Annotated in this window: 15 protein-coding genes; 10 read left to right on the top strand and 5 right to left on the bottom strand. The window is 40.8% G+C overall.

Going from position 1 to position 24,671, the window contains the following annotated elements:
- Positions 1 to 109: 109 nt before the first annotated feature.
- Positions 110 to 4,960 carry a RecQ family ATP-dependent DNA helicase gene (locus ACFFIP_RS01305; RefSeq protein WP_382385755.1) on the bottom strand — a complete coding sequence of 1,617 codons (4,851 nt, stop codon included), beginning with the start codon at positions 4,958 to 4,960 and terminating at the stop codon, positions 110 to 112.
- 54 nt (positions 4,961 to 5,014) lie between these two features.
- Between ACFFIP_RS01305 and ACFFIP_RS01310 the strand changes: the two genes are divergently transcribed.
- Both ACFFIP_RS01310 and ACFFIP_RS01315 read left to right on the top strand, forming a co-directional pair.
- Entirely contained in the window at positions 5,015 to 6,022 is a 1,008-nt protein-coding gene (locus ACFFIP_RS01310; protein WP_382385756.1) for an SMP-30/gluconolactonase/LRE family protein, read from the top strand.
- A 158-nt stretch (positions 6,023 to 6,180) separates the two neighbouring features.
- The gene (locus tag ACFFIP_RS01315) at positions 6,181 to 6,669 is read left to right on the top strand and encodes a GNAT family N-acetyltransferase (RefSeq protein WP_382385757.1); all 489 of its coding nucleotides are present in this window, start codon (positions 6,181 to 6,183) and stop codon (positions 6,667 to 6,669) included.
- A gap of 345 nt (positions 6,670 to 7,014) precedes the next feature.
- On the opposite strand, the gene ACFFIP_RS01320 is transcribed toward ACFFIP_RS01315, so the two are convergent.
- The 3 genes from ACFFIP_RS01320 to mfd form a co-directional block, all read right to left on the bottom strand.
- Positions 7,015 to 9,438 carry a S9 family peptidase gene (locus tag ACFFIP_RS01320; protein ID WP_382385758.1) on the bottom strand — a complete coding sequence of 808 codons (2,424 nt, stop codon included), beginning with the start codon at positions 9,436 to 9,438 and terminating at the stop codon, positions 7,015 to 7,017.
- Between the two features lie 567 nt (positions 9,439 to 10,005).
- The gene (gene gldJ / locus ACFFIP_RS01325; RefSeq protein ID WP_382385759.1) at positions 10,006 to 11,229 is read right to left on the bottom strand and encodes a gliding motility lipoprotein GldJ; all 1,224 of its coding nucleotides are present in this window, start codon (positions 11,227 to 11,229) and stop codon (positions 10,006 to 10,008) included.
- A 184-nt stretch (positions 11,230 to 11,413) separates the two neighbouring features.
- Positions 11,414 to 14,764, bottom strand: a complete 3,351-nt coding sequence (gene mfd / locus ACFFIP_RS01330) for a transcription-repair coupling factor (protein ID WP_382385760.1) — start codon at positions 14,762 to 14,764, stop codon at positions 11,414 to 11,416.
- A 146-nt stretch (positions 14,765 to 14,910) separates the two neighbouring features.
- Between mfd and ACFFIP_RS01335 the strand changes: the two genes are divergently transcribed.
- The 4 genes from ACFFIP_RS01335 (at position 14,911) to ACFFIP_RS01350 (ending at position 18,206) form a co-directional block, all read left to right on the top strand.
- Positions 14,911 to 15,519, top strand: coding sequence for a cytochrome c oxidase subunit 3 (locus tag ACFFIP_RS01335; RefSeq protein WP_382385761.1), 609 nt, complete (start codon positions 14,911 to 14,913; stop codon positions 15,517 to 15,519).
- Between the two features lie 53 nt (positions 15,520 to 15,572).
- Positions 15,573 to 16,550 (top strand): FtsH protease activity modulator HflK, encoded by a 978-nt coding sequence (gene hflK, locus ACFFIP_RS01340; protein ID WP_382385762.1) that lies wholly within the window; start codon positions 15,573 to 15,575, stop codon positions 16,548 to 16,550.
- Positions 16,547 to 17,485, top strand: a complete 939-nt coding sequence (gene hflC, locus ACFFIP_RS01345; RefSeq protein WP_382385763.1) for a protease modulator HflC — start codon at positions 16,547 to 16,549, stop codon at positions 17,483 to 17,485. Before hflK ends, hflC begins: the two co-directional genes overlap by 4 nt.
- A gap of 280 nt (positions 17,486 to 17,765) precedes the next feature.
- A complete protein-coding gene (locus tag ACFFIP_RS01350; RefSeq protein ID WP_382385764.1) occupies positions 17,766 to 18,206 on the top strand; it encodes an SRPBCC family protein in 441 nt (146 codons plus the stop codon).
- On the opposite strand, the gene ACFFIP_RS01355 is transcribed toward ACFFIP_RS01350, so the two are convergent.
- Complete coding sequence (locus ACFFIP_RS01355) at positions 18,199 to 18,669, bottom strand: Fur family transcriptional regulator (RefSeq protein ID WP_382385765.1); 471 nt, start codon at positions 18,667 to 18,669, stop codon at positions 18,199 to 18,201. The genes ACFFIP_RS01350 and ACFFIP_RS01355 overlap by 8 nt on opposite strands.
- A gap of 209 nt (positions 18,670 to 18,878) precedes the next feature.
- Between ACFFIP_RS01355 and ACFFIP_RS01360 the strand changes: the two genes are divergently transcribed.
- The 4 genes from ACFFIP_RS01360 (at position 18,879) to ACFFIP_RS01375 (ending at position 24,666) form a co-directional block, all read left to right on the top strand.
- The gene (locus tag ACFFIP_RS01360; RefSeq protein ID WP_382385766.1) at positions 18,879 to 20,135 is read left to right on the top strand and encodes an aspartyl protease family protein; all 1,257 of its coding nucleotides are present in this window, start codon (positions 18,879 to 18,881) and stop codon (positions 20,133 to 20,135) included.
- Between the two features lie 121 nt (positions 20,136 to 20,256).
- On the top strand, positions 20,257 to 23,562 hold the full coding sequence (locus tag ACFFIP_RS01365) for a PAS domain S-box protein (protein ID WP_382385767.1): 3,306 nt from the start codon (positions 20,257 to 20,259) through the stop codon (positions 23,560 to 23,562).
- A gap of 73 nt (positions 23,563 to 23,635) precedes the next feature.
- Positions 23,636 to 24,226, top strand: a complete 591-nt coding sequence (locus ACFFIP_RS01370) for a LemA family protein (RefSeq protein WP_382385768.1) — start codon at positions 23,636 to 23,638, stop codon at positions 24,224 to 24,226.
- Positions 24,227 to 24,231: 5 nt separating this feature from the next.
- Positions 24,232 to 24,666, top strand: coding sequence for a TPM domain-containing protein (locus ACFFIP_RS01375; protein WP_382385769.1), 435 nt, complete (start codon positions 24,232 to 24,234; stop codon positions 24,664 to 24,666).
- Positions 24,667 to 24,671 lie beyond the last annotated feature (5 nt).

Genomic DNA, 24,671 nt, shown 5'->3' on the forward strand with positions numbered 1-24,671 from the left:
TCAGCCCAATCCTTTGGCTTTTTATCGCCTAAAAGGAATAAGGCTGAGTTTTTTCCATTTGGAGAATGCCTATGAAAAATGAAATTCCCTAACTCAAGGTCAGACGTTTCTAACTTTCTTTGTTCAACACCAACTCTGGCAGTACCACCAAAACATCCTTTTCGGTCTCAGAATTGTGCCAATAAACTAACCAGTTGACCGATAACTGCTTTATGGTATAACCTTTTTCAAAATAGGTAGCTAAGGTTTGCTGAAACGCTAAGGAAAAGCGAAGAACTGTCTGACCCTGTTCGTTGAAACAATCATTTTCTTCGAAGCTTAACAGGTCTCCGGTCCGCAAGCGATGAATGAGCTTTTGTCGAAAGGCACAAAAACCCAAATTAATATCCTTCATCCCAAGTTGCAATATCAAAGAGCCTTGATCCTCTGCAATTGCTGGAACCACAAACTTTTCCATTGCATCAGCGATGAGGCCATCCAGATAATTCCCACGATAATGTATGGACAGTAGCGACTTGGCCCGGGTCATTCCTACATACAAAAGGCGTCGCTCTTGATCATCCCTGCAATCGGACTGGGTAAGCATAATATAAACTTGATCAAACTCCTTGCCCTTGGCTTTGTGGATTGTGGACACCAATGCTGTGCCGTATTCCTGATCCGTAAAATCCTCTGTTTTGGATTCCTGGATAAATTCTTCCAAGTCCGTTCGGTATCTGGTTTTGGGAAAGATCTGCTCAAAATCATCCAATAGACGCTTGACCAATTCCCATTTGTGGCTATGACCAAAAGCAGTTTCCAACTGCTGCCTGGACCTATTCCATTTTTCTTCCGGAATTGTGAATTGGCCTGGGCCCAGCGAAAGGGAATTTAAGAAAAAACGAATTTCAAATAGTTGCAACAAATGGAATTGATCATGACTTTGAATCAGCTTGGCAGAAATATTTTTTTCCAAAAGACAGCTAAGGATGCTTAAAGCTTCATCATTGGTTCTGCAAAGAATTCCTACGCTGCCTTTGAGTTTGGTGGATAAAAGATCATCTACCAAAGGGCTTATGAGGTTGGTCCCTTGGTGCTCGTTCACCCGTAAAATACCCAATTCTGGTGCATGGGCAATGATTGGAGTACTTTTCAACCTTTGGCTAATCGTTGATGCCCATTGATTGGAAAAATCGACCAGGTTGGATTTGCTCCTATAGTTTTCCAACAATTCATATTTGAGAGCATGCTTTTCATTGATGAATTTTTCAAGGTATGCCGCATTGGAACCCCGGAATTCATAAATGTTCTGGTCATCATCCCCTACGGCAATGACCCGCATGTCTTCATTTTGTTCCATCAGTGCCTCAATTAAGGCAAACTCTTCACTGCTGATATCCTGTGCCTCATCGATAACCAAGACGGTACGGGTGACTTCCTTGGGTTCGGTTTTATTTTCCCTGATCATTTGGGTGGCCTGTGCAATTACATCTTCAGTTTTGTCCAAACTGCCTACCTTACCCAAAATATCAAAACAATAGCCATGAAAAGTTTTGATATCCACAAAGAGGGCCGCATTTCCAATAAGTTCCATCAAACGCTTTTTGAATTCCGTGGCTGCTGCTCTAGAGAAAGTCAACATTAGCAACTGCTCATGTTTCACATCCTCCATCAGCAGGAGAGCGGCTAGTTTATGTACAAGAATCCTGGTTTTTCCACTTCCCGGTCCAGCAGCCACCACAATGTTCCTGGAGTTTTGATCATTGATGATCTTCAGTTGGGCTGGGGATAACTCCCCAAAAAGCCTCCTGAACTTGGCTGGAGTAATGTTACGACTAATTTCTTTTTGGCGGTTGCCCTTGAAATACTTATTGAGAAATGCAGTATAATTCATCTGGAAATAATCCTCTACAAACTGTAGGGCATCCCTATAGTCGGCAATCATCTTTTTGGCATATTCTCCTACAATATGGATCTGCTGTACCTTGTTTTCGTAAAACCGTTCCAGCTTTTGGTAATCTTCCTGCTTGTATCGGGCTTTATTGTCTCTTTCGGTGCGTTCGATAGTCAATCGGTTGTAGAGCACCAAAAATCCTCCTTCGATTTTTATGGCATCCATCCTCAATAGATAGAAAAGAGCATCCTCCACTTCGACGGGTGTACAATTTCTTTCAAAAAGTCCTGTTTCAGATTCATAAGCTTCTTTAAGTTCCAGCACCGAAAAGTCCACCGGCATTTCCCCGGAAAACAAAGGCAGGTCCGGTTCTGTCAAAGCAGCCTTCCGAAAAAGATAATCAACAATAAAACGGGCCAAGTCATGCCTTTTGCGGAATTTTTCTTTCAGCTCTTTTTTCGAAAGATTTGTTTTCAATTCCACATGGTTTTTGGAGGATGTGGAAAACTGCTTGCTGACCCAATTTTTGATGGCCCAATAGTTGATCACGGTACGTATTTTGGCAGGGGTTATTCCCTTTAATCCTTCCAACGCAGCACCTTCATTTAGGCTTTTAATCTGAAAAATCTTTGCTTCCGAGTTAATTTGGTCCAAGAGGTAATTTTCCAGCAAACCGATGTTTTCCACAATTTCCATGGGTTTTTGTAGAGCATCTGATTTCCGGATAAATGCCTGTAGATCCTTGGAATCGGCCAGGATTTCTTCTTCTCTGAGCAGATGAATGATTTCAATGACCTCTTCTTTGACCATGGCCAGGTGGTCGGCGATATAGTCAATCCTTGCCTCTGCCTCATCCTCCAAACGTTTTTGCCTGCTTTTGGAAGAAAAGAGTTTCTTTATGATTCGGGCAGCCTGAACTTTTTGGTTTTGGGAAAATCTTGGGGAGGTTTCTATTTTTTGGATAGCTTCCTGAGCATTGGCAACTTGAATGCTGCTGGCGAAGATCTTGGGCATGTTTTGTCCGCGCTTGAGGTAGCCAGCATCCTCCAAGGCTGCAATTGCCGTAGTTACACGGGTTTCTATTTCCCGCATGGAATCATCCCAACCTGCCTGACGTGCAATTTCAAGAGCTGAATTACTCACCTGACTTCTGAAGCGGGTGAGATTTTTGATCGCTTTCCAAACCTGTTGGACTTCTTTGAGGGTAATTTTGGTTTGGTTAAGCAGAATAAAATGCTTACTGAGATCCTCTTCATCAAAAAGGACAAAACATTCCGCTTCGATATTTTCATCCCTTCCTGCACGGCCGGCTTCCTGTACATAGTTTTCCAGAGAATCGGATATCTCATAGTGCACCACCAAACCCACATCCTTTTTATCCACACCCATGCCAAAAGCAGAGGTGGCCACCATGGTATTCACTTCTCCCGAAATAAAGGCGTCCTGGTTTTGGCTTTTTTCGTTTTTGTCCATCTTGCCATGGTAGGCACGTGCAGGAAAACCATCTTTATTCAACCGCTGAGCCAGATCAAAGGCCTTCCTGGTTCTGGAAACATATATGATAGATGGACAAGATTTGGCTTCCAATAAATCACGAAGTGCTGCATACTTCTCCTCCTCTTTGGTCCTTTCCACCACTTCAAAGCGAAGATTGGTCCTTGATACTCCCGAGTGGAAAATTTCTAAATTGATGGAAAGCTTTTCGCGGAAGTAATTGCGGATATCTTCAACGACCCTTTGCTTGGCAGTAGCTGTGAAGCAGGAGACTGGTATAGGTTCAGAAAGGTTTTTGGTTTCCTGAAGCTTTTGTATAAAATCCGCGATATTGAGGTAATCAATTCTGAAATCCTGCCCCCAAGAAGAAAAGCAATGCGCTTCATCGATCACCACCCTATCAATTTTTCGTCCCAAGAGAAGCTTTTCAATGCTTTTGGAGCGCAGAGATTCCGGAGAAATATAGAGGATAGAGGCCGAACCGTCTTCTACCCTTTCAAATGATTTTGACCTTTCAATGGGGTCCAATAGCCCATTGATCGTAACTGCCTCAGTGATACCCATTTTTTCAAGGTTATCAACCTGGTCTTTCATCAAAGACTGTAAGGGGGAAATGACTAGGGTTAGGGCTTTTTCCCTTTCTCCCGCCATAAGGGCCGGTAACTGAAATGTGATGGATTTGCCACCGCCTGTAGGGAATATACACAATAATGATCTGCCTTCCACCGCTGCTTTTACTGCTTTTTCTTGCAAAGGCTCATCTCCATAAGTTCTGAATTTCTCGAAACCAAAAATCCGCTTCAATCCAGCGCGGATGTCAAATTCTTTTGAACAATAGGAGCAGCCGGAAAGACAGGGTCTTCCCCTTAACAAAGTCATCAAATTGTCCGTATCAGGAAAGCGTTGTAATACCCAAGGAGGAGTAATGCTGAATCTGTCACCGCAATGAATAAGGGAAAGCGCATAGGCAAGAGCAATGGGCTGCCGTCTTGAAAATTTATCCACGTCTGAATGAGAGCAAATTTTTCCGATAAAATAACTATGGATAAGTTCAGAAAGATTTTCAACGGTTGTGTGAAAACCCAGGTATTCAAAGAACCCTTTAAAGGCCTCCGTTCCTGAAAGTAATCCAAAGAATATTTTCTGTAAATTCTTATCCAAGTCGGAAAAAGCACTCACTTCATCGTAAAAAAGATCTTTGGCTTTTAATGCATCATTGAGAGGATTGTTAAGGCTTTCAGTCTGAAGTTTGTCGTCTTTAACAAGTCTATGATAAGGCTTTTGAGGAAAAAGCAAGGGAGAAAGGAACAAAGTATCAATTATAGTATGAAACCTTAATCCCTTCTTTTGAAGGTATGGGAGATCGTGACTTATAATATTGTGACCGCAAATATACCTTGGGCTGCCCAAAAACTCCTCAAATTTAATCAGATTAGATGCATGGAACGTACTTCCATCAACTTTGACCGCCCCAAGATCCAAAATCTTTCCACTTTGGGGCACAACCTCAAGATCTAAAAAACAAATGTTTTGTATTAGCTGCTTCATCAGTGCTTCAAAATATCCTTGATCTGCCGCAAGAATATTCACCATTTACACAATTATATTTAATTTAGGTGAAAACATCACTAAAAACCACATGAAACCATGAATAGATTGGTAATTGTCACCTTGTGGATAAATCTGTTTTTATTCTCCTGCAGCCACCAACCTAACGCTATGAAAAAAGACGCCTATATAGAAATTTTCGATGATCAAATTCTGGAATTGATTGACCCCAATACACCTTTCCACATCCTGGCCCAAGGATTTGCCTGGACAGAAGGACCACTGTGGCTGGAAGAACAGCAAAGCCTCATTTTTACTGATATCCCCAACAACTCCATCTTTCGAATCGATTCCAAAGGCGAACTCAGTCTCTACCTCAAACCCTCAGGATATACAAGTGATACCCCTCGTGGTGGAGAAGTAGGCGCCAATGGCCTGACTTTGGACCGGCAGGGCAGATTGGTCATGTGCCAACACGGAGACCGCCGCATGGCACGCATGGACAGCCCGCTCGATCAACCAAAGTCCCAATTTGTAAACCTTGTGGATAAGTATCAGGGCAAACGATTCAATAGCCCCAATGATGTGGTCTTTGACAAAGCGGGAAATATGTACTTTACCGATCCACCATATGGCCTGGAATTCAACATGGATGACCCTGCAAAGGAACTGGACTTCCAAGGGATTTATTGTCTGAAAACCAACGGAGAGTTGGTACTGCTCGATACCATTTCCCGACCCAACGGTCTGGCATTCAGTCCGGATGAGGAATATTTTTATGTGGCCAATTCCGATCCCGAAAAGGCAGTTTGGTACAGATATGAAGTACAGGCTGATGGACTTATCCACAATCGAACGCTATTTTTTGATGTTACGGAACATGTGGATAAACAAGGATTCAAAGGACTACCTGACGGCATGAAAATCCACAGTTCGGGAACCATCTTCGCCACCGGACCTGGAGGGGTTTGGGTATTTGATCCGAGTGGAAAAGTCCTCGGCAGGCTGAGAACCGGTGAAGCTACTTCCAATTGTGCTTTTTCCACAAATGAAAAGACTTTCTTTATGACCGCTGATGATTATGTGTTGAAGATAAATTTGAAATAGATTGATGGATACTGGTGGATATTGAGAGATATTGATGGATATTGGAAATTAGAGGATAAACTGAACCCGATGGGGATCACCTGAAATAGATTGAAATAGGTAGAGATACTGGTGGATATTGATAGATATTAATGGATATTGATAATAGTTGAAATAGAATGATAATCAAGAAAGCAGATATTGAATTGGATTATGATGGGGTTTGGGAGATTTTTTCGGATGTGATTGCCGGAGAGGATGTATTTTCATTTGAACCAAATACTCCCAAGGCTGATCTGAAAAAACTCTGGTTTGCAGACAATATGGATACTTTTGTGGCTGTGGATAACCTAGGAAAAGTGGTGGGAAGCTATTATGTCAAGCCGAATCAACCCGGTTTGGGCAGCCATGTTGCCAATGCAGGGTACATGGTGCATCCTGAGGAAAAAGGAAAAGGCATAGGCAGACTTTTATGCGAACATTCTATTGATTTTGCCAGGGCAAAAGGATACTTGGGCATGCAATTCAACATTGTCGTCAGTACCAATGAGTCTGCCGTCAAGCTGTGGAAAAGCTGTGGCTTCTCGATTATTGGTACTACACCACAAGGGTTCAGGCATCAAAGCTTAGGATTAGTAGATACCTATATCATGTACAAGAGTTTGTAGTGCTATTGCGGTTCAAATTCATAGCCAAGAAGGCACAAAGCAGTTGTCCTGCTTCTCCTGAAGCTGGACTCCACATTACAGCAGTACGGGGTTTGCTCCAAATATTGACTGATAACTAGTTTACTAAGCGCTCAATGCGTGAAACCTAAAAAAGAAATTTCTCGCAAAGCACGCAAAGGTTTTTACTGGATGAAACAAAAAAAGACCTTTGAGTACACCATAGCGTACCCAAAGGTCTAATTCATGCGATTTTAGGATTTCCGAAATCCGCCTTCCGAAATTCTATTTTCTAGTCTATCGTATCCTACCTGAAGGTAGGCAAGCTCGCTTCTCGTCTCTCGCTTCTCATTTTCTATTCTTCACCCACTTCTCTAACCACTCATGCTGCTCATACAAAGTATGCAGAATAGATTCCTTGGCAGCATAACCATGGCTTTCGTGAGGTAAAAATACCAATCTCGTAGTAGCCCCATGACCTTTCAGAGCATTGTAATAACGCTCAGACTGAATAGGGAAAGTACCGGAGTTATTATCCGCTTCACCATGAATCAACAAAATTGGTGTTTTGACTTTGTTGGCATTCATAAATGGAGACATGGTATTGTATACATCAGGAGCTTCCCAGTACGTTCTTTGCTCATATTGGAATCCAAATGGTGTCAAAGTCCTGTTGTATGCACCACTTCTGGCAATACCTGCAGCAAATAGATCTGAATGGGAAAGCAGGTTGGCCGTCATAAAGGCACCATAAGAGTGACCACCCACCGCAATACGGTTTCTGTCACCGATACCCTGTTCTACAATAAAATCAATGGCTGCTTCTGCATTGGCTACCAATTGCTCTACAAAGAAATCATTTGGTTCCTCATCTCCCTCTCCAACTATAGGCATTTCGGTCTGATCCATGATGGCATAACCTTGGGTTACCCAATAAATAGGAGAACCCCAGCTCAACCTGGTAAAGGTATATTTAGAACCTCTTACCTGTGAAGCTACTGCTGCTGATTTGTATTCTCTTGGATACGCCCACATTACCACTGGCAATCTGCCATCTTTGGCAGGATCATAGCCTTCAGGCGTATACACGATAGCAGATAGGTCCAAACCATCATTTCTCTTGTATTTCACCAACTGCTTATTGATTCCTTTGATGGACTCATAAGGATGTGCAAATTGGGTAATCTGCATAGGTGCAATCCTTCTTTTGGTATTGACCAACCAATAATTAGGCTGTATATCTGTGCTTTCTTTGATGGTCACAAATTCTGTAGCATCAGCATTCAGAACTTTAGTCACTCGCTCATAATAAGGTGCCTGAGACCTCCACAGAATTTTTTCAGTTTTGGTTTTGGTATTGAAAGCAGACAAATAAGGCATGCTACCATCCGGGCTACCGCCTTCAGAAGTCATGTAAACCTCATCTCCTTTTCTCAACAATACGCTTCTACCTAAGGTATTTGTCGTGAAAACAGGGTTTCCTGGATCATTGTAGATATCATCGGAAGATCGCTCAATGACCACGGTTCCTTTTTCGCCTGGTTTGGATGGGTTAATGCGGGAAACTTTTTGCTGTCTGGAAGCAAACCAACCTTCATTCAAAAGGGCAAAGTTGTCATCAGACCAATAGATACCACGGAACCTGTAGCCTACACTGGCAAATTTGGTTGGCTGGGCAGTAAAAGGAGCATCCAAAGTGTACACAATTTCTCTTTCTTCCATCTGAACTTTTGGATCACCTCCATCTTGGGCTTCTACCCAGTAAAGAGTAGCGGGTTTGTCTGCTCTCCAATTGATAGAGCGAGGACCTGTAACGGTAGCATCAAAACCAGTTGGTCTTACCTCGTCCAAAGGAATTTCGGCAAGGGTTTTCACCTTATTTCCTGCTATATCCCAGATTTCCACATTGTAAGGAAATCTTGATGCAGGTACCAGGTAAGAGAATGGCTTTTGTATCAGATCCACTGTCAGGTAATTACCATCAGGAGAAAGGTCCATAGACTTGATCAAACCTGAGTTACCGATAGCTTGTTTGCCTCCATTCAGGTCCAATAACATGATCTGAGCATCCATAAAGTACTCAAACAAAGCTTCATCATATGGATTTGTCAGCAAATCCTGATAGGTTCTGGAAGGAGCAGCATTGCCTGAAGTTTCCTGAATAGTAGGTCCTGAAGGAGCCGAAGGTTGCTTAGGCATATTACCCCTCTTCGGATTGATGGCTTTAAGCAAAATTTTGTTGTCAGGTGTCCAGGTAAATGCACCACCATAAACGCCATTCACAATTTCATCTGTCAATTGCTTGGCTTCGAGTGTGCTCAGGTCCACCACCCATAAGCTGATACCTGTATTGGAAGTATTGGTCAGGGCCACATACTTCTCGTCTTTGGAGAGTGAAAAACCACCCAATCTTGGATTTGACGGCAAACCTTTGATTTGCTGTTCCTGACCATTGCGGGTGTTTTTAATGATCACATTTTCAAAAGACCCTGATCGGCTTGGACCATTGGTCGCCGGGTTGATACGGATACCCCCGATTCTCAGTTCAGGTTGTGCAAGTTCTTCAATGGATGGATTTCCTGCTCTTTCCAACACAAGCATGAAATCCCCTGAACGGCTAAAGCTGACCAAGGGAGTTGGGGCCGCATTGACCAAATCAGCAATTTCTTTTGGAGGGGTCTGATAACTAAGCGATTCCTGTGCTTGCGCCAATGGCATAATAGCCATACAGAAAACCGCTAAGGATAGACCAATTCTATATATTTTTTTCATGGTACTATGAGATAGACATTTAGTTTTGCCTGAATTTACATGAATTCTGCAAAAGAAAGGAAGGTTTTTGGCTATTTGGTTTGAAAAATGGCTTAGTGGTAGGCTCTAACATCCGGAGATATGGGGATTCTGGATTTTGAAAGGCGAATGTTGAATGTGAGATGTGGGAAGGGGAACACGGAAGTTTTGAACCATTTAGGAGTTGAGGGATTAAGGGGTTCATTAAGGGACAGTAATTAGGGAATAGTTAATAGGAAAAAGAAAATGCCGTAGGATTTTCTATCTTAGGTAGGCATCCCGACATTTTAGCCCGGTAGTTTATTGCCGTGAAAGGGTTTCATTAAGGGAATTTCTTTGCGGACTTAGCGGTCTTGGCGTGAACCATAGAATTTAATTTCTCGCAAAGTACCCAAAGTGAAAAAATGATTATTCACCACATAGAGTCATAGTACACATAGCCTCTTTCTTTGAATACCGTGGCGATCGTAGCGTGAAACAATTCTCTGGAAATTGAAAATAAAAAAAGGAGCCTTTGAGCTCCTTTTTTAAATTTTATGGTGTGGGTGATTATTTACCTTGTTGACCGATAGCGATCATCGCACATCTGAAACCAATATGGTTTCCTGCAGAATCCTGATGCATAAACCTTCTTGTACCAGGAGCTAGCCAATACGTCACATCTCTCCAAGAACCTCCTTTGTACACTCTGTATTCATCAGAGATCATCGTGGTGGCATAGGTGTCTGCTTCATCAAACACGCCGTCTTTTCTTAGCGGGTTCAAATCATCAAAATCGGTATAGGAAAGTGGTCTGTACACATCATTTACCCATTCATTCACGTTGCCGGCCATATTGTAAAGACCGAAGTCATTTGGTGGGTAATCGTAAACGTTAGCTGGAATGATATCTCCGTCATTGGAAACAGAACCTGCAATACCGGCGTAGTCACCTCTACCTCTTTTGAAGTTGGCCAAGAAGTCACCTTGTCTTCCTTTTCTTTTGATATTGTAAGGATTTCTAACCCCTCTTCCATCCCAAGGATAAATTCTGCCCTGCTCCTGATTTTCATCCATGTACTGTGTACCGATCATCGCTTTGGCAGCATATTCCCATTCTGCTTCACTAGGAAGTCTATACTCAGGAAGGGAAACACCTCTTTCGATCAACTGATTTTTATTAAGTGCAGAGTCGATTTTGTTTTTCTCTCTCATCAGTTCACTCACATACTCTGTTCTCCACTTGGCATAAGCGGTAGCTTGACTCCAAGTGACCCCTACAACCGGATAAAAGTTAAACCCCGGGAATCTGTAATAGTATGTGTCATAGACATCATTATAAGAAAGTGAACCCGCCCAAACTTTTTCAGAAGGTTCCAAATTCAAAATGGAGTCAGCGCTTACTTTCTTCCTCATGTTGAAAATAAACTCCCTGTAGTCATTATTGGTGATCTCTGTTTCATCCATATAGAATGAAGCGATGGTCACCGTTCTCTCTACGTTATCCCTGAAGGCCATGACGTCCTGTTCCTGGGAACCCAAAACAGCTCTACCACCCTGGATATACTTCAAGTTGGGACCAATAATCTGCTTGGCCACTCGAGTTACCATAAAACTTGTGGTATCCTTGTCGTTAAAACTAAAAGCAGCACCGGTTGTAGGACTCACTTTACCCGGCTTAGCCGCAGTCCTCCTACCATATCCGGTTTGTTTGTTACAGGATGAAAGGATGGCTCCGCCAACAATCAGCAATGTAGCTGCAATCAACCCTAATTTACCTTTTCCAAAAACCATTGAACAATACTGTTTTTCGTGCACAATTAGAACGCTAATATATAAGCAATAATATCGTAATTCAATAAAATTTTTTGATGACCCTCAAATGCAAAAGGCGTTTTTTGTCAGAAAACGACCAAATAATACAAATATTATTTGCGGAAAAGCAATTATCAAGCCATTAATTTTTTTTAAATTTTTATCAATTTTTCATTTCCTGAAGCCATTTTTTGGCTTTTTGTATGCTGTTCACTCCCGATACATTAAGAATTAGCCTGCCCTTTATCTCCTTGATCTTGCAATATTTAGGCTGTGTTTGGATGTAGCGAAGTACCTGTCCAAAGGTATCAGACTTATAGTACGTTTCACGTGAAGAAGGTACAAAATAACACTTCATCAAGTCATTCTTCAGGGTAAGTTTTTCAAATCCCAATCGTTCGGCCAGCCACCTCAAGCGTACCGTTTCAAAAAGGTCATCAACCACTGAAGGTATGGGGCCAAACCTGTCTTCAATGGATTTTGCAAAGGCCTGAAGCTCATCCTCTTTTTTAATATTGTCCAATTTGGAATAGAGATTCAACCTCTCAGAAATGTTGGACACGTAAGTTTCCGGAATCAAAAGTTCAAAATCAGTCTCAATCACACAGTCCTGAACTAATACTTCCACTTTTTCTTTGAGGTCTACCTCAAACAATGCCGCAAATTCATTTTCCTTAAGTTCCTGAACTGCCTCATCCAGGATCTTATGGTACATATCAAACCCAAGGTCCGTGATGAAGCCGCTTTGTTCGGCGCCCAATAGATTACCTGCGCCCCGAATATCCAAATCTCTCATAGCCACTTTGAAACCATCTCCCAAATCAGAAAATTCTTCCAAAGTCTGCAGTCTTTTTCTGGCTTCTGTCGTCAATCCCGAAGTCGGTGTCGTCAACAAATAACAAAAAGCCTTCTTATTGCTTCTACCCACACGCCCACGCATCTGATGCAGGTCACTCAACCCAAACATGTGGGCTCGGTTGATAATGATGGTATTGGCATTGGGAATATCCAATCCGGATTCGATGATATTGGTGGAAACCAGTACATCATATTCTCCCTCAATGAATTTCACCATAATTTTTTCCAGCTTCTTGCCATCCATCTGCCCATGGGCACCGGCTACCCTTGCATCAGGAACGAGTCTTAAAATCAGGTTTGCTATAGATTCAATTTCACCTACCCTATTGTGTACAAAAAAGACCTGCCCACCCCTTCTCAACTCATAGGCAATGGCATCTCGGATTACTTCTTCCTGGAAGGTGTGGATTTCCGTGGTTACAGGTTGTCGGTTTGGTGGTGGCGTGGCAATCACAGAAAGGTCCCTAGCCCCCATCAATGAAAAATGCAAGGTCCTCGGAATAGGTGTTGCCGTCAGGGTCAGCACATCCACATTTACTTTCAGTTCTTTCAACTGATCTTTGACCTTGACTCCGAATTTTTGTTCTTCATCAATGATCAATAGGCCAAGATCTTTGAATTTAACATCCTTATTAACTATCCTATGAGTACCCACCAGGATATCAATCTCTCCTGTTGTCACCTGTTTGGTGATTTCCTTGATTTCCTTTACAGTCCTGAAGCGGTTGATATAATCCACTTTTACCGGAAAATCCTTCAACCGCTCCATGAAAGTCTGATAATGCTGCATGGCCAAAATGGTCGTAGGTACCAAAACGGCCACCTGTTTCCTATCATTCACTGCTTTGAAAGCAGCGCGGACAGCTACCTCCGTCTTACCAAAGCCCACATCCCCACAGACCAATCGGTCCATGGGATATTGCTTTTCCATATCTGCTTTTACATCTGCAGTAGCTGCTGCCTGATCAGGGGTGTCTTCAAATACAAAGGAACTTTCCAACTCGACCTGTAAAACTGAGTCGGGTGAAAATTTGAACCCGGGAGCATTTCTCCTTTTGGCATAGAGTGAAATCAGCTCTTTGGCAATATCCTTGACCTTGCTTTTTACCTTTTTCTTCTTGTTTTCCCATTCCGGAGAACCCAATTTGGACATAATTGGCATGGTGCCTTCCTGTCCGGAATACTTGGAAATCTTATGAAGAGAGTGGATGTTGACATACAGCAGGTCATCGTCACGGAATACCAACCGAACAGCTTCCTGAAGATTGCCTGCTACATCTACTTTTTCCAAACCTGCGAACCTGCCCACCCCATAATCTACATGGACCACAAAATCACCAGGGTTCAGCGTCTTGAGTTCACGCAAAGTGAGGGCTTTACTTTTGCTGGCTTTTTGTTTGGTCTTGTACCGGTGAAAACGTTCAAAAATCTGATGATCTGTGTAACAGGCTATTTCCAAACCTTTGTCCACAAAACCTTCCCTAAGTCCGATCAGCATGGACTGAACTTTCAAGGTAGGATCCAGTTCCTGGAAAATATTTTCCAGCCTGCTAATCTGCTTATCGCTTTCCGAACAGATGACATTGAGCCAACCCTTTTTCTCATTGTCAACCAGATTTTCTACCAACAATTCAAAGTTCTTGTTGAAAGATGGTTGGGGTTGGGAGTCGAATTGGAAAACTTCGGCTTTTTTGAAGTAAAATTTATGACCAAATTCAATTTGGGTATAAGCTTCAATCTTTTGCGAAAAAGAATCAGCATTATCAAACAAATCGGTTGGCTTGATCAGCAGTTTTTCATTTTCTGTTGCCTTGACAATATGATGAAATTGTCTTTCTGCTTTTTCAAAATGCTCATCCAAGGTATCCAAGGTAAACTGATAATCCTTGAACCATATATGGGCATTGTCTGGTAAAAACTCCAAAAATGACTGTCTTACTTCCTGCAACAGTTTTGTCTGTACATTTGGAATAATGCTGATCTGATCAATTTGGGAGACAGAAAGCTGTGATTCAGGATCAAAGGTTCTGATACTCTCAATCTCTTTTCCAAAAAGTTCCAGCCTGAAGGGCTGCTCATTGGCATAGGAAAAAATATCCACGATTCCCCCTCTAATGGAAAACTGACCCGGCTCATACACAAAGTCCGTTTTTTCAAAATCATAGGTAGACAAAAGCTCTGCAATAAACTCAAGATCAACTTTTTCGCCCACTTTGGCCACAAAAGTATTGTCTTTCAGTGCCCGTTTGTTGATTACCTTTTCATATAGCGCCTCAGCGTAGGTGACAATGATTTCATCTTTATTTTCTTTGGCCAAAATCCTGTTTAGAATTTCAGCCCTCAGTAAGATATTGGCATTTTCTACTTCATCATATTGATAAGGCTTCTTATAGCTGGATGGAAAAATCAAGGTTTCTCTACCCGTAAACAGTTCCTGCAGGTCATTGCTCAAATAAGCAGCTTCCTCCTTATCATGGGCAATGATCAGGTGAAACCCTCCCAATTGATTAAAGGTCTCATGAAACAAAATCATGTCCAAACTGCCTGAGAGCCCCTTGATCTGAAAATGTTTTTGGGTACGCTGAGCGATTGTTTCCGCTACATTTTTGACAAATGGATCGTTTGCGTAAAGGGATAAGAAGTCTTTTTTTTCCAAAACTTGAGAGGATATTGCTGATGCCAGGATGCAAAGTTAGGAAAATGATTTTGTTTCCTGCTTTTCTGGTCAATTACGAAATTGTCTGTAAAAAAGCTGAACCTTGAAGCATTGAAATTGTTTATAGAATCATTAGCCATTCCTTTATGGAAAAAACAAAAGTAACGCTACTACAAAGAATAGAAAACCTGCATCCTTATCAGACACTGATGTATCTGGGCATGCTGGGCAGTGGCCTGATTTTTTTGTTCATGACAGTGGCATTTTTGAGTTCTGGCACCGGCAATATGGAAGGAATTGGGTTTAAAATGCCAAAAGCATTTATCATCAGTACCTTTGTCATCCTGATCAGTGGCTACACCGTTTCGAAAATGCTCTTGCACTATCAGGAAGAAGCGCTTACAAAGTTGAAACAAAGCCTTTTGGCTACTTTTATACTGGGTGTATTGTTCACTTTTCTTCAATTTTTCGGATGGAAAGAACTGAGCATGATGGGGGTCGACTTCAGGGGTTTACCGAGTGGAAGTTTTCTGTATGTACTCAGCGGCATTCATGTGTTCCATTTGATCGGAGCGATGGTATTCTCCCTCATCATGTTGGTTAAATATAACAGGACAGAAAAAGACAGCATACGCCATTTGGTCATGCTCACCAACCCCTATGAAAAAATGAGGATTCAGCTCTTTACCACCTATTGGCATTTTATGGATCTGGTGTGGTTGCTCCTATTTCTGATTTTTGTGCTAACCTTTTAAAAAAACCTTCGTTACTTTAGACCTTACTAAGTCGAAGGAAAACCTTTTTTATTATGTCAGAAAACAGATACGAAATCAATATTGATCCGGACTGGGTCAAACGTTACGCGGGTAGAATAGTCATAGGGTTTTTGCTCCTTGCAGGTGTGGTTACCAGTACCAAGACCGTAGGGCCTGAAGAAGAGGGTGTGGTCGTCCAACTGGGAAAATATAACCGAACAGTACAGCCGGGCCTGAATTTTATCCTTCCTTATGGCTTGGAGACGATGCAGAAGATTCCTGTGCAAAGACAGCTCAAGCAGGAATTTGGATTCAGGACACGCAGTGCCGGCCAGCCATCTGAATATTCCAAAAGCAGTTTTGGAGATGAAAGCATGATGCTGACAGGTGACCTAAACCTTACAGATGTGGAATGGGTAGTGCAGTACAGAATAGTGGATTCCTACAAGTATTTGTTCAGGGTTAGAAATGCAGAAAAAACCCTACGTGATATGTCCGAAGCAGCGATGAGGAAGATTGTTGGCGATAGGACTGTCAATGAGGTATTGACCGTAGGAAGACAGGAAGTGGCGAGCAGTGTAGAAGTATTGCTACAGCAAATGTGCGACGAGTATGAAAACGGCGTGCGTATAGATCAGGTCGTTCTTCAGGATGTAAACCCACCTGAACCGGTAAAGCCTTCTTTCAATGCGGTCAATGAAGCCCAACAGGAAAGGGAAACTTTGATCAATCAGGCCGATGCGGAATACAACCGGGTAATTCCAAGAGCCAGAGGTGAAGCTGAAGAAACCATCCAATTGGCAGAGGCTTATGCGCTCAACCGTGTGAACCGCGCCAAAGGTGAAGCAGAAAGGTTTAATTCCCTTTTTGAAGCCTATATCAAAGCCCCTGAAGTCACCAAACAAAGGATTTATCTCGAAACGATGGAAAGGGTGCTTCCCAAAATCGGCAACAAAATTATCGTTGACGAAAAAGGCAACAATGTATTACCCCTATTAAATATCGACAAAGTTAAAAGCAATACCCCATGAAAACCAAAGGAACCATTGGCATCATCATAGCCGCCCTGTTGGCAATAGTATTGCTCAACAGTATTTATATCCTGGATGAAACCAAACAGGCAATCGTCACACAATTTGGCAAGCCTGTTGGAGATCCAAGAACTGAACCCGGATTAAATTTCAAAGTCCCTTTTTTACACAAAGTCCAGTTTTTCGACAAAAGATACCTGGAGTGGGACGGAGATAGAAATCAGGTTCCTACCAAAGACAAGAAGTTTATTTTTGTGGATACTTATGCCCGATGGGAGATCACCAATCCTTTGCAGTTCTTTATCCGATTGAGGGATGAGAAGTCTGCACAATCCAGATTGGATGATATCCTGGACGGGGAAACCAGGAATGCAATCGCCAGTCATGATCTTCTGGATATCGTGAGGTCCACCAACCGTGATCCAGAAATCACGGAGGAATTTATGGAGGAACTTGAAATTCTGGAAGATATCACTGTTGGAAGAGCGGTTATTGAGAAAATCATCCTTGAAAAAGCCAATGAGCGTACAACAGATCTGGGTGTCAGAATCCTGGATTTCAGATTCAAAAGGATGAATTACGTAGATGAAGTAAGAGATAGGGTGTATGACCGTATGGTCAGTGAAAGAAATAGAATTGCTGACCAATTCCGCTCAGAAGGACAGGGCGAAGCCCGAAAAATCGAAGGTAACAAAGAAAGAGACTTGGCGCAGATACAATCAGAAGCCTTCAAACTTGCTGAAGAAATCAAAGGTAAAGCGGATGCAGAAGCTACCAATATTTATGCAGCGGCCTACAACCGCAACAGGCAGACAATAGACTTGTACAAGTTTGTAAGGTCTATGGAAAGTTTCGAAAAAGCTTTGGATGAAAACACCAGTTTGGTACTGTCCTCTGACAGTGAATTCTTCAAATATTTCAAAAAACTTAATTAAGATTACACAGAACCACAATAGGTAACCGGATAAGAGTACTTCCTATTGTGGTTCACTTTTTTAATCAAAGTGATTTTTTAAAAACCGGATGGTCAAATGTTTTTTTCTCTGTAATCAAAACCTAATTCCTATTAGCGAATCATTAGCAAGGCAAGGTTTGACAGATTCAAGGTTTTCCTTATCATTTTTGATCGATTCAAGATCAGCCTTTATCAAAAGGGTTTGGCAGATTCCCCTTTAAGTAAAAACAATTGATTGGGATTAAGCTTATATTAGGTATATGAAAATCAATATTTCCACTAAAGTTGAAAAAAGTTACCTTGAGGTTAAAGAAGGCTTCAATGACTCACTGTTTTTAAAGCTGAATCCTCCCTTTCCACCAGTGAAGCTTCTCCGCTTTGACGGTTCATCCAAAGGGGATATTGTCATGTTGGAATTGAATCTCTTACTTTTCAAACAAAAATGGGTCTCCGAAATCACTGATGATCATACTGATGAACAGGAATTTTATTTCATTGATGAAGGAACCACTTTGCCCTTTTTCCTCAAAAAATGGAAGCATAAGCACAGAATCATTAAGCAGAAAAATGGCAGTATCATCAAAGATGAGATAGAATACCAAGGGCCTGCAGGAATACTGACCTTACTGCTTTATCCTGTTTTGTATCTTCAGTTTCTATACAGAAAGCCTGTTTACCAAAAAATCTTCCGTATCAGATAAACCTCAGATTCTCGCAGTCCGTAATTTGGCAATCTCCATACAAAACCAGAGAGTGGCTGGTAATACCTGATTGGAACTCCCTTCCCATAGCTTCTTTGATCAGGTTGATCCTTTCGTCCGAAAACTCACGGATTTTTCTGCATTGGTTACACACATGATGGTCATGGTGCTTATAGGTCAATGCCTGTTCGTATAGGGCTACCTTGTCTTTAAATTGGTGTTTTACTGCCAGTCCACACTCCACCAATAAATCCAGCGTGTTGTAGATAGTGGCTCGGCTGATAGAATAGCCTTTATTTCTCATCAGTAAAAAAAGCCCCTCAACATCTATATGCTCATCCTGAGGTAGGGCGTATAGTTCATCTATAACAGAAAACCTTTCAGGGGTTTTCCTGCTTCCTTGTCTGAGGAGGAAATTCTCAAAAATCTTTTTTGCTTTTTCTACAACCGACTTTTCTGCCATAACTTTTTCTATCAAAAATTAAATATGCAGGATTTTTACATTTTTTCAAAAATTCCGGAGCTGCATGATCAAAGAAACAGTCATAAAGTAATAATTCAAAATAACATAACAAATTCTCAACAAGTTGATTATACAAGAAGTATAAATAGTAAACAGCTTGAATATTATTAGTATATTAAAATCATCAAATCCAAAATTTACACGCATTCATGATTGTTAAATCTCTGCTTGTAGGCTTTTTATTCAATATTTTATTGTCTCTGTCTCTTTATGCCCAAGTGCCTGGTTTTTATATGAAAGAAAGGGCAAAAAAAACAGAGCTTCCTTTCTATTCTTCCAATAACCTGATCATTCTTCCTGTTTCCATCAATGGTGGTACACCTGTTAACTTTCTGATCGATACCGGAGTGAAGACAAATATTCTGTTCAGTAAGACGATAGGAGACCAGCTGAATATGACCTACACCAGGAAACTGGACTTGGTAGGTGCTGATGGAAAAACCGTGCTAACGGCAAACGTATCTCCAACAAATCATTTGGATTTGGGCAGGTTGGAAGGTATTTCCCAGACAGTACTTGTTTTGGACGATGATTTTTTTGAACTCGAAATGGTCATCGGCGTTCCGGTCTTTGGCGTCATAGGTTATGAGTTTTTCAAGCATAATCCTGTCAAAATTGATTATGACAAAAGCCTGATAACTTTTTATGAAAGTGAAAGACTAAGGTGGCGTCCTTTTGGTTTTAGAAAAATCCAGATGGACATAGATAATGGTAAACCCTACATTAAGGGTAGGGTTAAGCAGATTTCCTCCGAAGAGCTGAGTGCGAAATTGCTGATTGACCTAGGTGCCAACCATGGGCTGTTGCTCAATATGGAAACCTCTGATAAAATCACGCTGCCTCCTAAGCATATTGAAAGTGATCTTGGCAGGTCACTTGGAGGTGAACTGTTTGGTTATGTCGGAAGAGTCAAATCTTTAAGATTGGATGGGTTGAATTTTATGGATGTCATCACCTCCTATCCCGAAGAAACAGAATTTAGTTATGTAATCAAGGAAAGTGGCCGGCAGGGAAGTTTGGGGTCAGAATTATGGGGAAGGACAAAAATCGTTCTGGATTATCAAAGAAAAAGGCTATTTATAAAAAGGGGTTCTACTTTTTCAAATCCATTTGAATTTGACATGAGCGGGATTACAACGAAAATGTTACCGACAGAGGATAAAAGATTTATCGTCAGTAATGTCAGAAAAAATTCTGCTGCTGAGCAAGCCGGTATAATGGTCAATGATGAGTTTTTGGAAATCAATAAAATTCCCATAGACTTTTGGGAATTATCTGATTTGATCAAATTGTTCCGTTCAGAAGAAGGAAGGCCGGTAAGTGTCAAAATGAAGCGGTTTAATAGTCAGGACCCGGAAGATTTCGAGATTTTTGAGCGCAAATTTCAATTAAAACGACAAATTTAAGCATGTAGGAGGTGAATAAAACCTTCTATGGCTAGCTTCTCCTACTTTTCAGTACTTATTTCTTATATTTGATACGTAGTTTTAGTTGGTATGTAGTAGCGTATTATCCAGTTATTTTAAGATGACCCGAGGTTCTAAAAAGCAGTTTCACAATATACTTTTAACGCTTAAAAGGTATCAGGATAGTACTTTTGAGCTTTTATATATATCCTCTGAAATTAGGAGAATTCTTTCACATGGGGATAAATTTTATCAGGAGAAATTTTTCAACGAAATATTCCCAACCTTACCGGAGGGGATTTTTGAATATTTATTCAAAAAATTAGGTACAGGTGATCAAATAACCTGTCCGATTTTAATCAATAAGTCATCTTTCCAATTTGTCGAAATCGAAGGCTATGTAATAGCACAGGAAGATCAGTCTTATTTGATAAATGCCCTGATTACGCCAAAGGAATGGGAAAATAACATCAAATTTTCCTGGCTGATGGACCAAAAGCAGGGCGCCATCTATTCAGGTCTTCCTCAAGAGAACAAAGTGAAAACGTTTGAGGAATGGAAATCCTTTATCCTCAAGAAATTTGATTTTTTCAATGGAGTAATCTTAGATAAATTTCCCCAATCCAAAGAAGTATTAAGGACAACCATATTTCCAAATCATCTTTACCTGAGTAAAACCGCTCTGTCATCCCAATTTTGTTTGATTGAACTGGAATATTTCCAAAAAGCCAAAGAACACATACAGGAAGAACTCCCCTTTGTACAGGAAGATTTAATTTATTATGAATTTGATCGAAAAACTGATAGCCTACAACTATCTGGAGCTCTTGAAAATATATTAGGATACTCAAAATCCTACTTTGATGATTTCAAGGTTGAAAATTGGGAGAAGTTGATTCATCCTGAGGACTTACACCTGTATCAAAGAAGATTTGAACATTCCAATAGGGTTATTTATCGGGTATTGCATAGGAACGATTACTATGTATTTGTAGAAGATCAAGTCAAAGAATTCAAGAGTAAGAAAAAAGAACAAAATATCTTTTTGGGAATAATCTCTGACATCACTGCCTTAAAGGAAATAGAGAAGGACCTGATGGACAAAAAAAGCGTCCTGGATGAACTCACCGGTGTAGTTCCTGGAATGGTCTATTTGATGAAAGCACTTCCTGATTATTCCCACAAATTCCTCTTCATCAGTGATGGTTGCCAACAACTGACAGAATTGGATCCAAATGATATCATCACAGATGAAAATAATTTGGAAAAAGTGATACATCCTGAAGACCTCCAACAAGTAAAAGATGCTGACAAAAAAGCCTATTTGACAGACAGCAAATTTGAATCTTACTTTAGGATCGTCACGCCTAGCGGCAAGGAAAAATGGGTATATGGCGCATCCAATAGGTTGAGACAATACGAAAATGAGTCCATTTGGGCAGGAATTTTTGTGGATTTCACCTATACCAAGCAAAAAGAGCTTGAATCTTCCCTCAACCTTAAAAGGTACAAAACGCTTTTTGAAGAAAATCCTTTGCCTATTTTCCAATATGACCAGAACGGTAAAATCCTGGATGTAAACAAAACCTTCATCCAAAAAATTGATATTCAGGACCCCAACTTGTTGATCGGCAACAATATGTTTGAATTTCTCGGGGATAATCCGATCACCAAAGCCTATCTGGACAGTATAGAAAATGGATATGGTTTTTATGAAGGTCCTTACATCAGTTATTTCAACAATAAGCTTTTCCATCTCAGGATGAATGCCAAAGAGCTGGAAAGCGGCAAGACCTATCAGGCAATTCTTGAAGACATCAGTGAACAGGAATATGTTCACAATATCATCTCAGAACTAACAGAAAAAACTTCAAAATTCAGTGGAAAAAGGTTTTTTGATGAGCTGACCCAATTCATTGCCAACAGAATGGGCATGGAGTATTGTTTTATTGCAGAGGTGGATGAAGAAAAAACTACTGCCAATTTGATTTCCTTTTTCAAGAAAGGGGTCATGCAAAATCCTTATTCCTACCAGTTGGAAAATACACCTTGTCTGGATTGTGTGACCAACAATGAACCATTTATCATTTTGACAGATGCCTATAAAAAATATCAGGATGATAAACCCCTCGTGGATATGGGTATCAATACCTACATGGGAGTTCCTATTTCCGATCTGAATGACAAACGGCTTGGCTTATTGGTGCTGATGGATGAAAAACCAAAACCCTATCACGCTAAAATTACGGATTTACTGAAAATACTGGCTGACAGAATAGGTGCTGAACTTAGTCGATTGAACTTTGAAAAAAGGCTGATTGCTTCAGAGCAACTTTTTAGAAGTATTGCAGAGAATTTCCCTAAAGGTAAAATTGATGTATTAGATAGACAGTTCACTTATATCTACACAGAAGGTAAGGAATATCAGTCAATGGGAGTAACTGCACATAATTTGTTGGGCACCTCATTTTTGGCAAAATACAGCAACTATAAGGTCCGGGAAAAAGTTAAAACCCATCTTGAACGGATATTTACAGGAGAAACCGAAAGCTTTGAGGTTAATTTAGATGATCAAAACTACCTTAAAATAGGCGTACCTTTGGTCAACAATCAGGGAGAAATTGATAGGATATTGATTGTTACCCAGAATATTACGGAATCAAAGCATGCGGAACAGGAAAGAGAACAGCTGATCAAGGACCTCAAATCACAAAATGAAGAACTGCAGCGTTTTGCATACATCACATCCCATAACCTTAGGGCTCCGATTGTCAATATTACCTCACTGCTTGATCTTTATGATGACAAAAATCCTGAAAATCCTGAAAATAAAGAGGTTATAGAAAATTTAAAAGTATCTACCAATATCCTCAACGGTACTTTGGAAGACTTGATTGAAGTAGTTTCCATCAAAAAAAATAAGATCCCTAAAATTGAACTGATCAACTTTCTACAATTAACCCAAAATGTAGAAAAAAGTCTTTCCAAACAGATTGCAGATTCCAGGGCAGAGATCCATAAAGATTTCACCAAAGCCCCGAATATCAATTATATCTATTCACATTTGGAAAACTTCATGATGAACTTACTGACCAATGCCATCAAATATAAACATCCTGACCGGCATCCGGTAATCTTTATCAGAACAAGCCTTGAAGGTGATTATACGCTTTTGACTTTTGAGGATAATGGAATAGGGATCAATCTCGAAAGGTACGGGGACAGGCTATTTGGCCTTTATCAGAGGTTTCATTCCCACGTAGAAGGAAAAGGCCTCGGCTTATATCTCGTACGCGAACAAATTCGTGCCCATGATGGCAACCTTAAGGTGGAGAGTACCGTTGGAAAAGGCACAAGATTCAAAATTTACCTAAGGAATATGAAATTATCCTTAAATAAAATTTCGCCTAAAGAAAATGTTGTTTAATATAAGTCTAAAATCTTCTTAACAAGACACTTAATTTCAAAAGCCGGTAAAATCCATCTATTAATTCAAAACTATGAAAAAAGCACTCATCCCCATTATTGTCATTGCATTGGTAGGCCTATTTGTTTACACCAAAGCAGTAGGTGTCTATAACATGTTTGTTCAAAACGAAGAAACTGTAGACGGAAATTGGGCAGAAGTAGAAACACAATATCAAAGAAGGGCTGATCTGATCCCAAATTTGGTAAATACGGTAAAAGGATATGCTGAATTTGAACAGGAAACACTTACAGGTGTGATTGAAGCGAGAGCTAAAGCTACAGCCATCAACCTGAATGCTGATGACCTGACGCCTGAAAACTTGGCAAGATTCCAGGAAGCCCAGGACCAATTGAGCGGAGCCTTAAGCCGTTTGTTGGTAACAGTAGAGCGTTATCCTGATCTGAAGGCCAACCAAAACTTCCTGGAGTTGCAGGCACAACTTGAAGGTACTGAAAATAGAATCGCTGTGGCGAGAAGAAATTTCAACCAATCAGTTCAATCCTATAATGCTACCTTAAGAACATTCCCCAATAACCTATTTGCAGGTTGGTATGGATTTGAAAGGAAAGGTTATTTTGAAGCAGCTGCTGGCGCAGAGAATGCTCCTACTGTTCAATTTTAATTGACATGGCCAAACATTTATTTTCTCAAGAGGAAAGAGAAATAATCACTGCAGCCATCAAGGCTGCAGAATTAGAAACTTCAGGCGAAATTCAGGTACACATTGAAAACCATTGTGGAGACAATGTGCTCGATAGGGCTGCTGAAATCTTCGAAACACTTAAAATGCACCAGACCCAGGAACGGAACGCTGTTCTCTTTTACCTAGCTGTAGAAGACCATCAATTTGCCATTTTGGGGGATTGTGGCATCAACAGGGTTGTTCCCGCTAATTTTTGGGAAAATATTAAGAATGAAATGGTCATACATTTCAAAAACAAGGACTTTACAGAAGGGCTACGCTTGGGCATTGAAATGTGCGGGCAGCAACTGAAAAGCCATTTCCCTTATAATCAGGAAGGAGATATCAATGAATTGCCTGACGAAATCTCTTTTGGATAAGCACT

Source organism: Fontibacter flavus, assembly GCF_042432905.1.
GTDB lineage: Bacteria > Bacteroidota > Bacteroidia > Cytophagales > Cyclobacteriaceae > Fontibacter > Fontibacter flavus.

Excerpts from the sequence above, each read along its gene's own strand:
- ACFFIP_RS01375 (WP_382385769.1), top strand. The coding sequence starts at position 24,232 with ATGGCCAAACATTTATTTTCTCAAGAGGAAAGAGAAATAATCACTGCA.
- ACFFIP_RS01310 (WP_382385756.1), top strand. The coding sequence starts at position 5,015 with ATGAATAGATTGGTAATTGTCACCTTGTGGATAAATCTGTTTTTATTC.
- ACFFIP_RS01360 (WP_382385766.1), top strand. The coding sequence starts at position 18,879 with ATGATTGTTAAATCTCTGCTTGTAGGCTTTTTATTCAATATTTTATTG.
- ACFFIP_RS01305 (WP_382385755.1), bottom strand. The coding sequence starts at position 4,960 with ATGGTGAATATTCTTGCGGCAGATCAAGGATATTTTGAAGCACTGATG.
- hflK (WP_382385762.1), top strand. The coding sequence starts at position 15,573 with ATGTCAGAAAACAGATACGAAATCAATATTGATCCGGACTGGGTCAAA.
- ACFFIP_RS01370 (WP_382385768.1), top strand. The coding sequence starts at position 23,636 with ATGAAAAAAGCACTCATCCCCATTATTGTCATTGCATTGGTAGGCCTA.
- ACFFIP_RS01355 (WP_382385765.1), bottom strand. The coding sequence starts at position 18,669 with ATGGCAGAAAAGTCGGTTGTAGAAAAAGCAAAAAAGATTTTTGAGAAT.
- ACFFIP_RS01315 (WP_382385757.1), top strand. The coding sequence starts at position 6,181 with ATGATAATCAAGAAAGCAGATATTGAATTGGATTATGATGGGGTTTGG.
- gldJ (WP_382385759.1), bottom strand. The coding sequence starts at position 11,229 with ATGGTTTTTGGAAAAGGTAAATTAGGGTTGATTGCAGCTACATTGCTG.
- hflC (WP_382385763.1), top strand. The coding sequence starts at position 16,547 with ATGAAAACCAAAGGAACCATTGGCATCATCATAGCCGCCCTGTTGGCA.
- ACFFIP_RS01320 (WP_382385758.1), bottom strand. The coding sequence starts at position 9,438 with ATGAAAAAAATATATAGAATTGGTCTATCCTTAGCGGTTTTCTGTATG.
- ACFFIP_RS01350 (WP_382385764.1), top strand. The coding sequence starts at position 17,766 with ATGAAAATCAATATTTCCACTAAAGTTGAAAAAAGTTACCTTGAGGTT.
- ACFFIP_RS01365 (WP_382385767.1), top strand. The coding sequence starts at position 20,257 with ATGACCCGAGGTTCTAAAAAGCAGTTTCACAATATACTTTTAACGCTT.
- ACFFIP_RS01335 (WP_382385761.1), top strand. The coding sequence starts at position 14,911 with ATGGAAAAAACAAAAGTAACGCTACTACAAAGAATAGAAAACCTGCAT.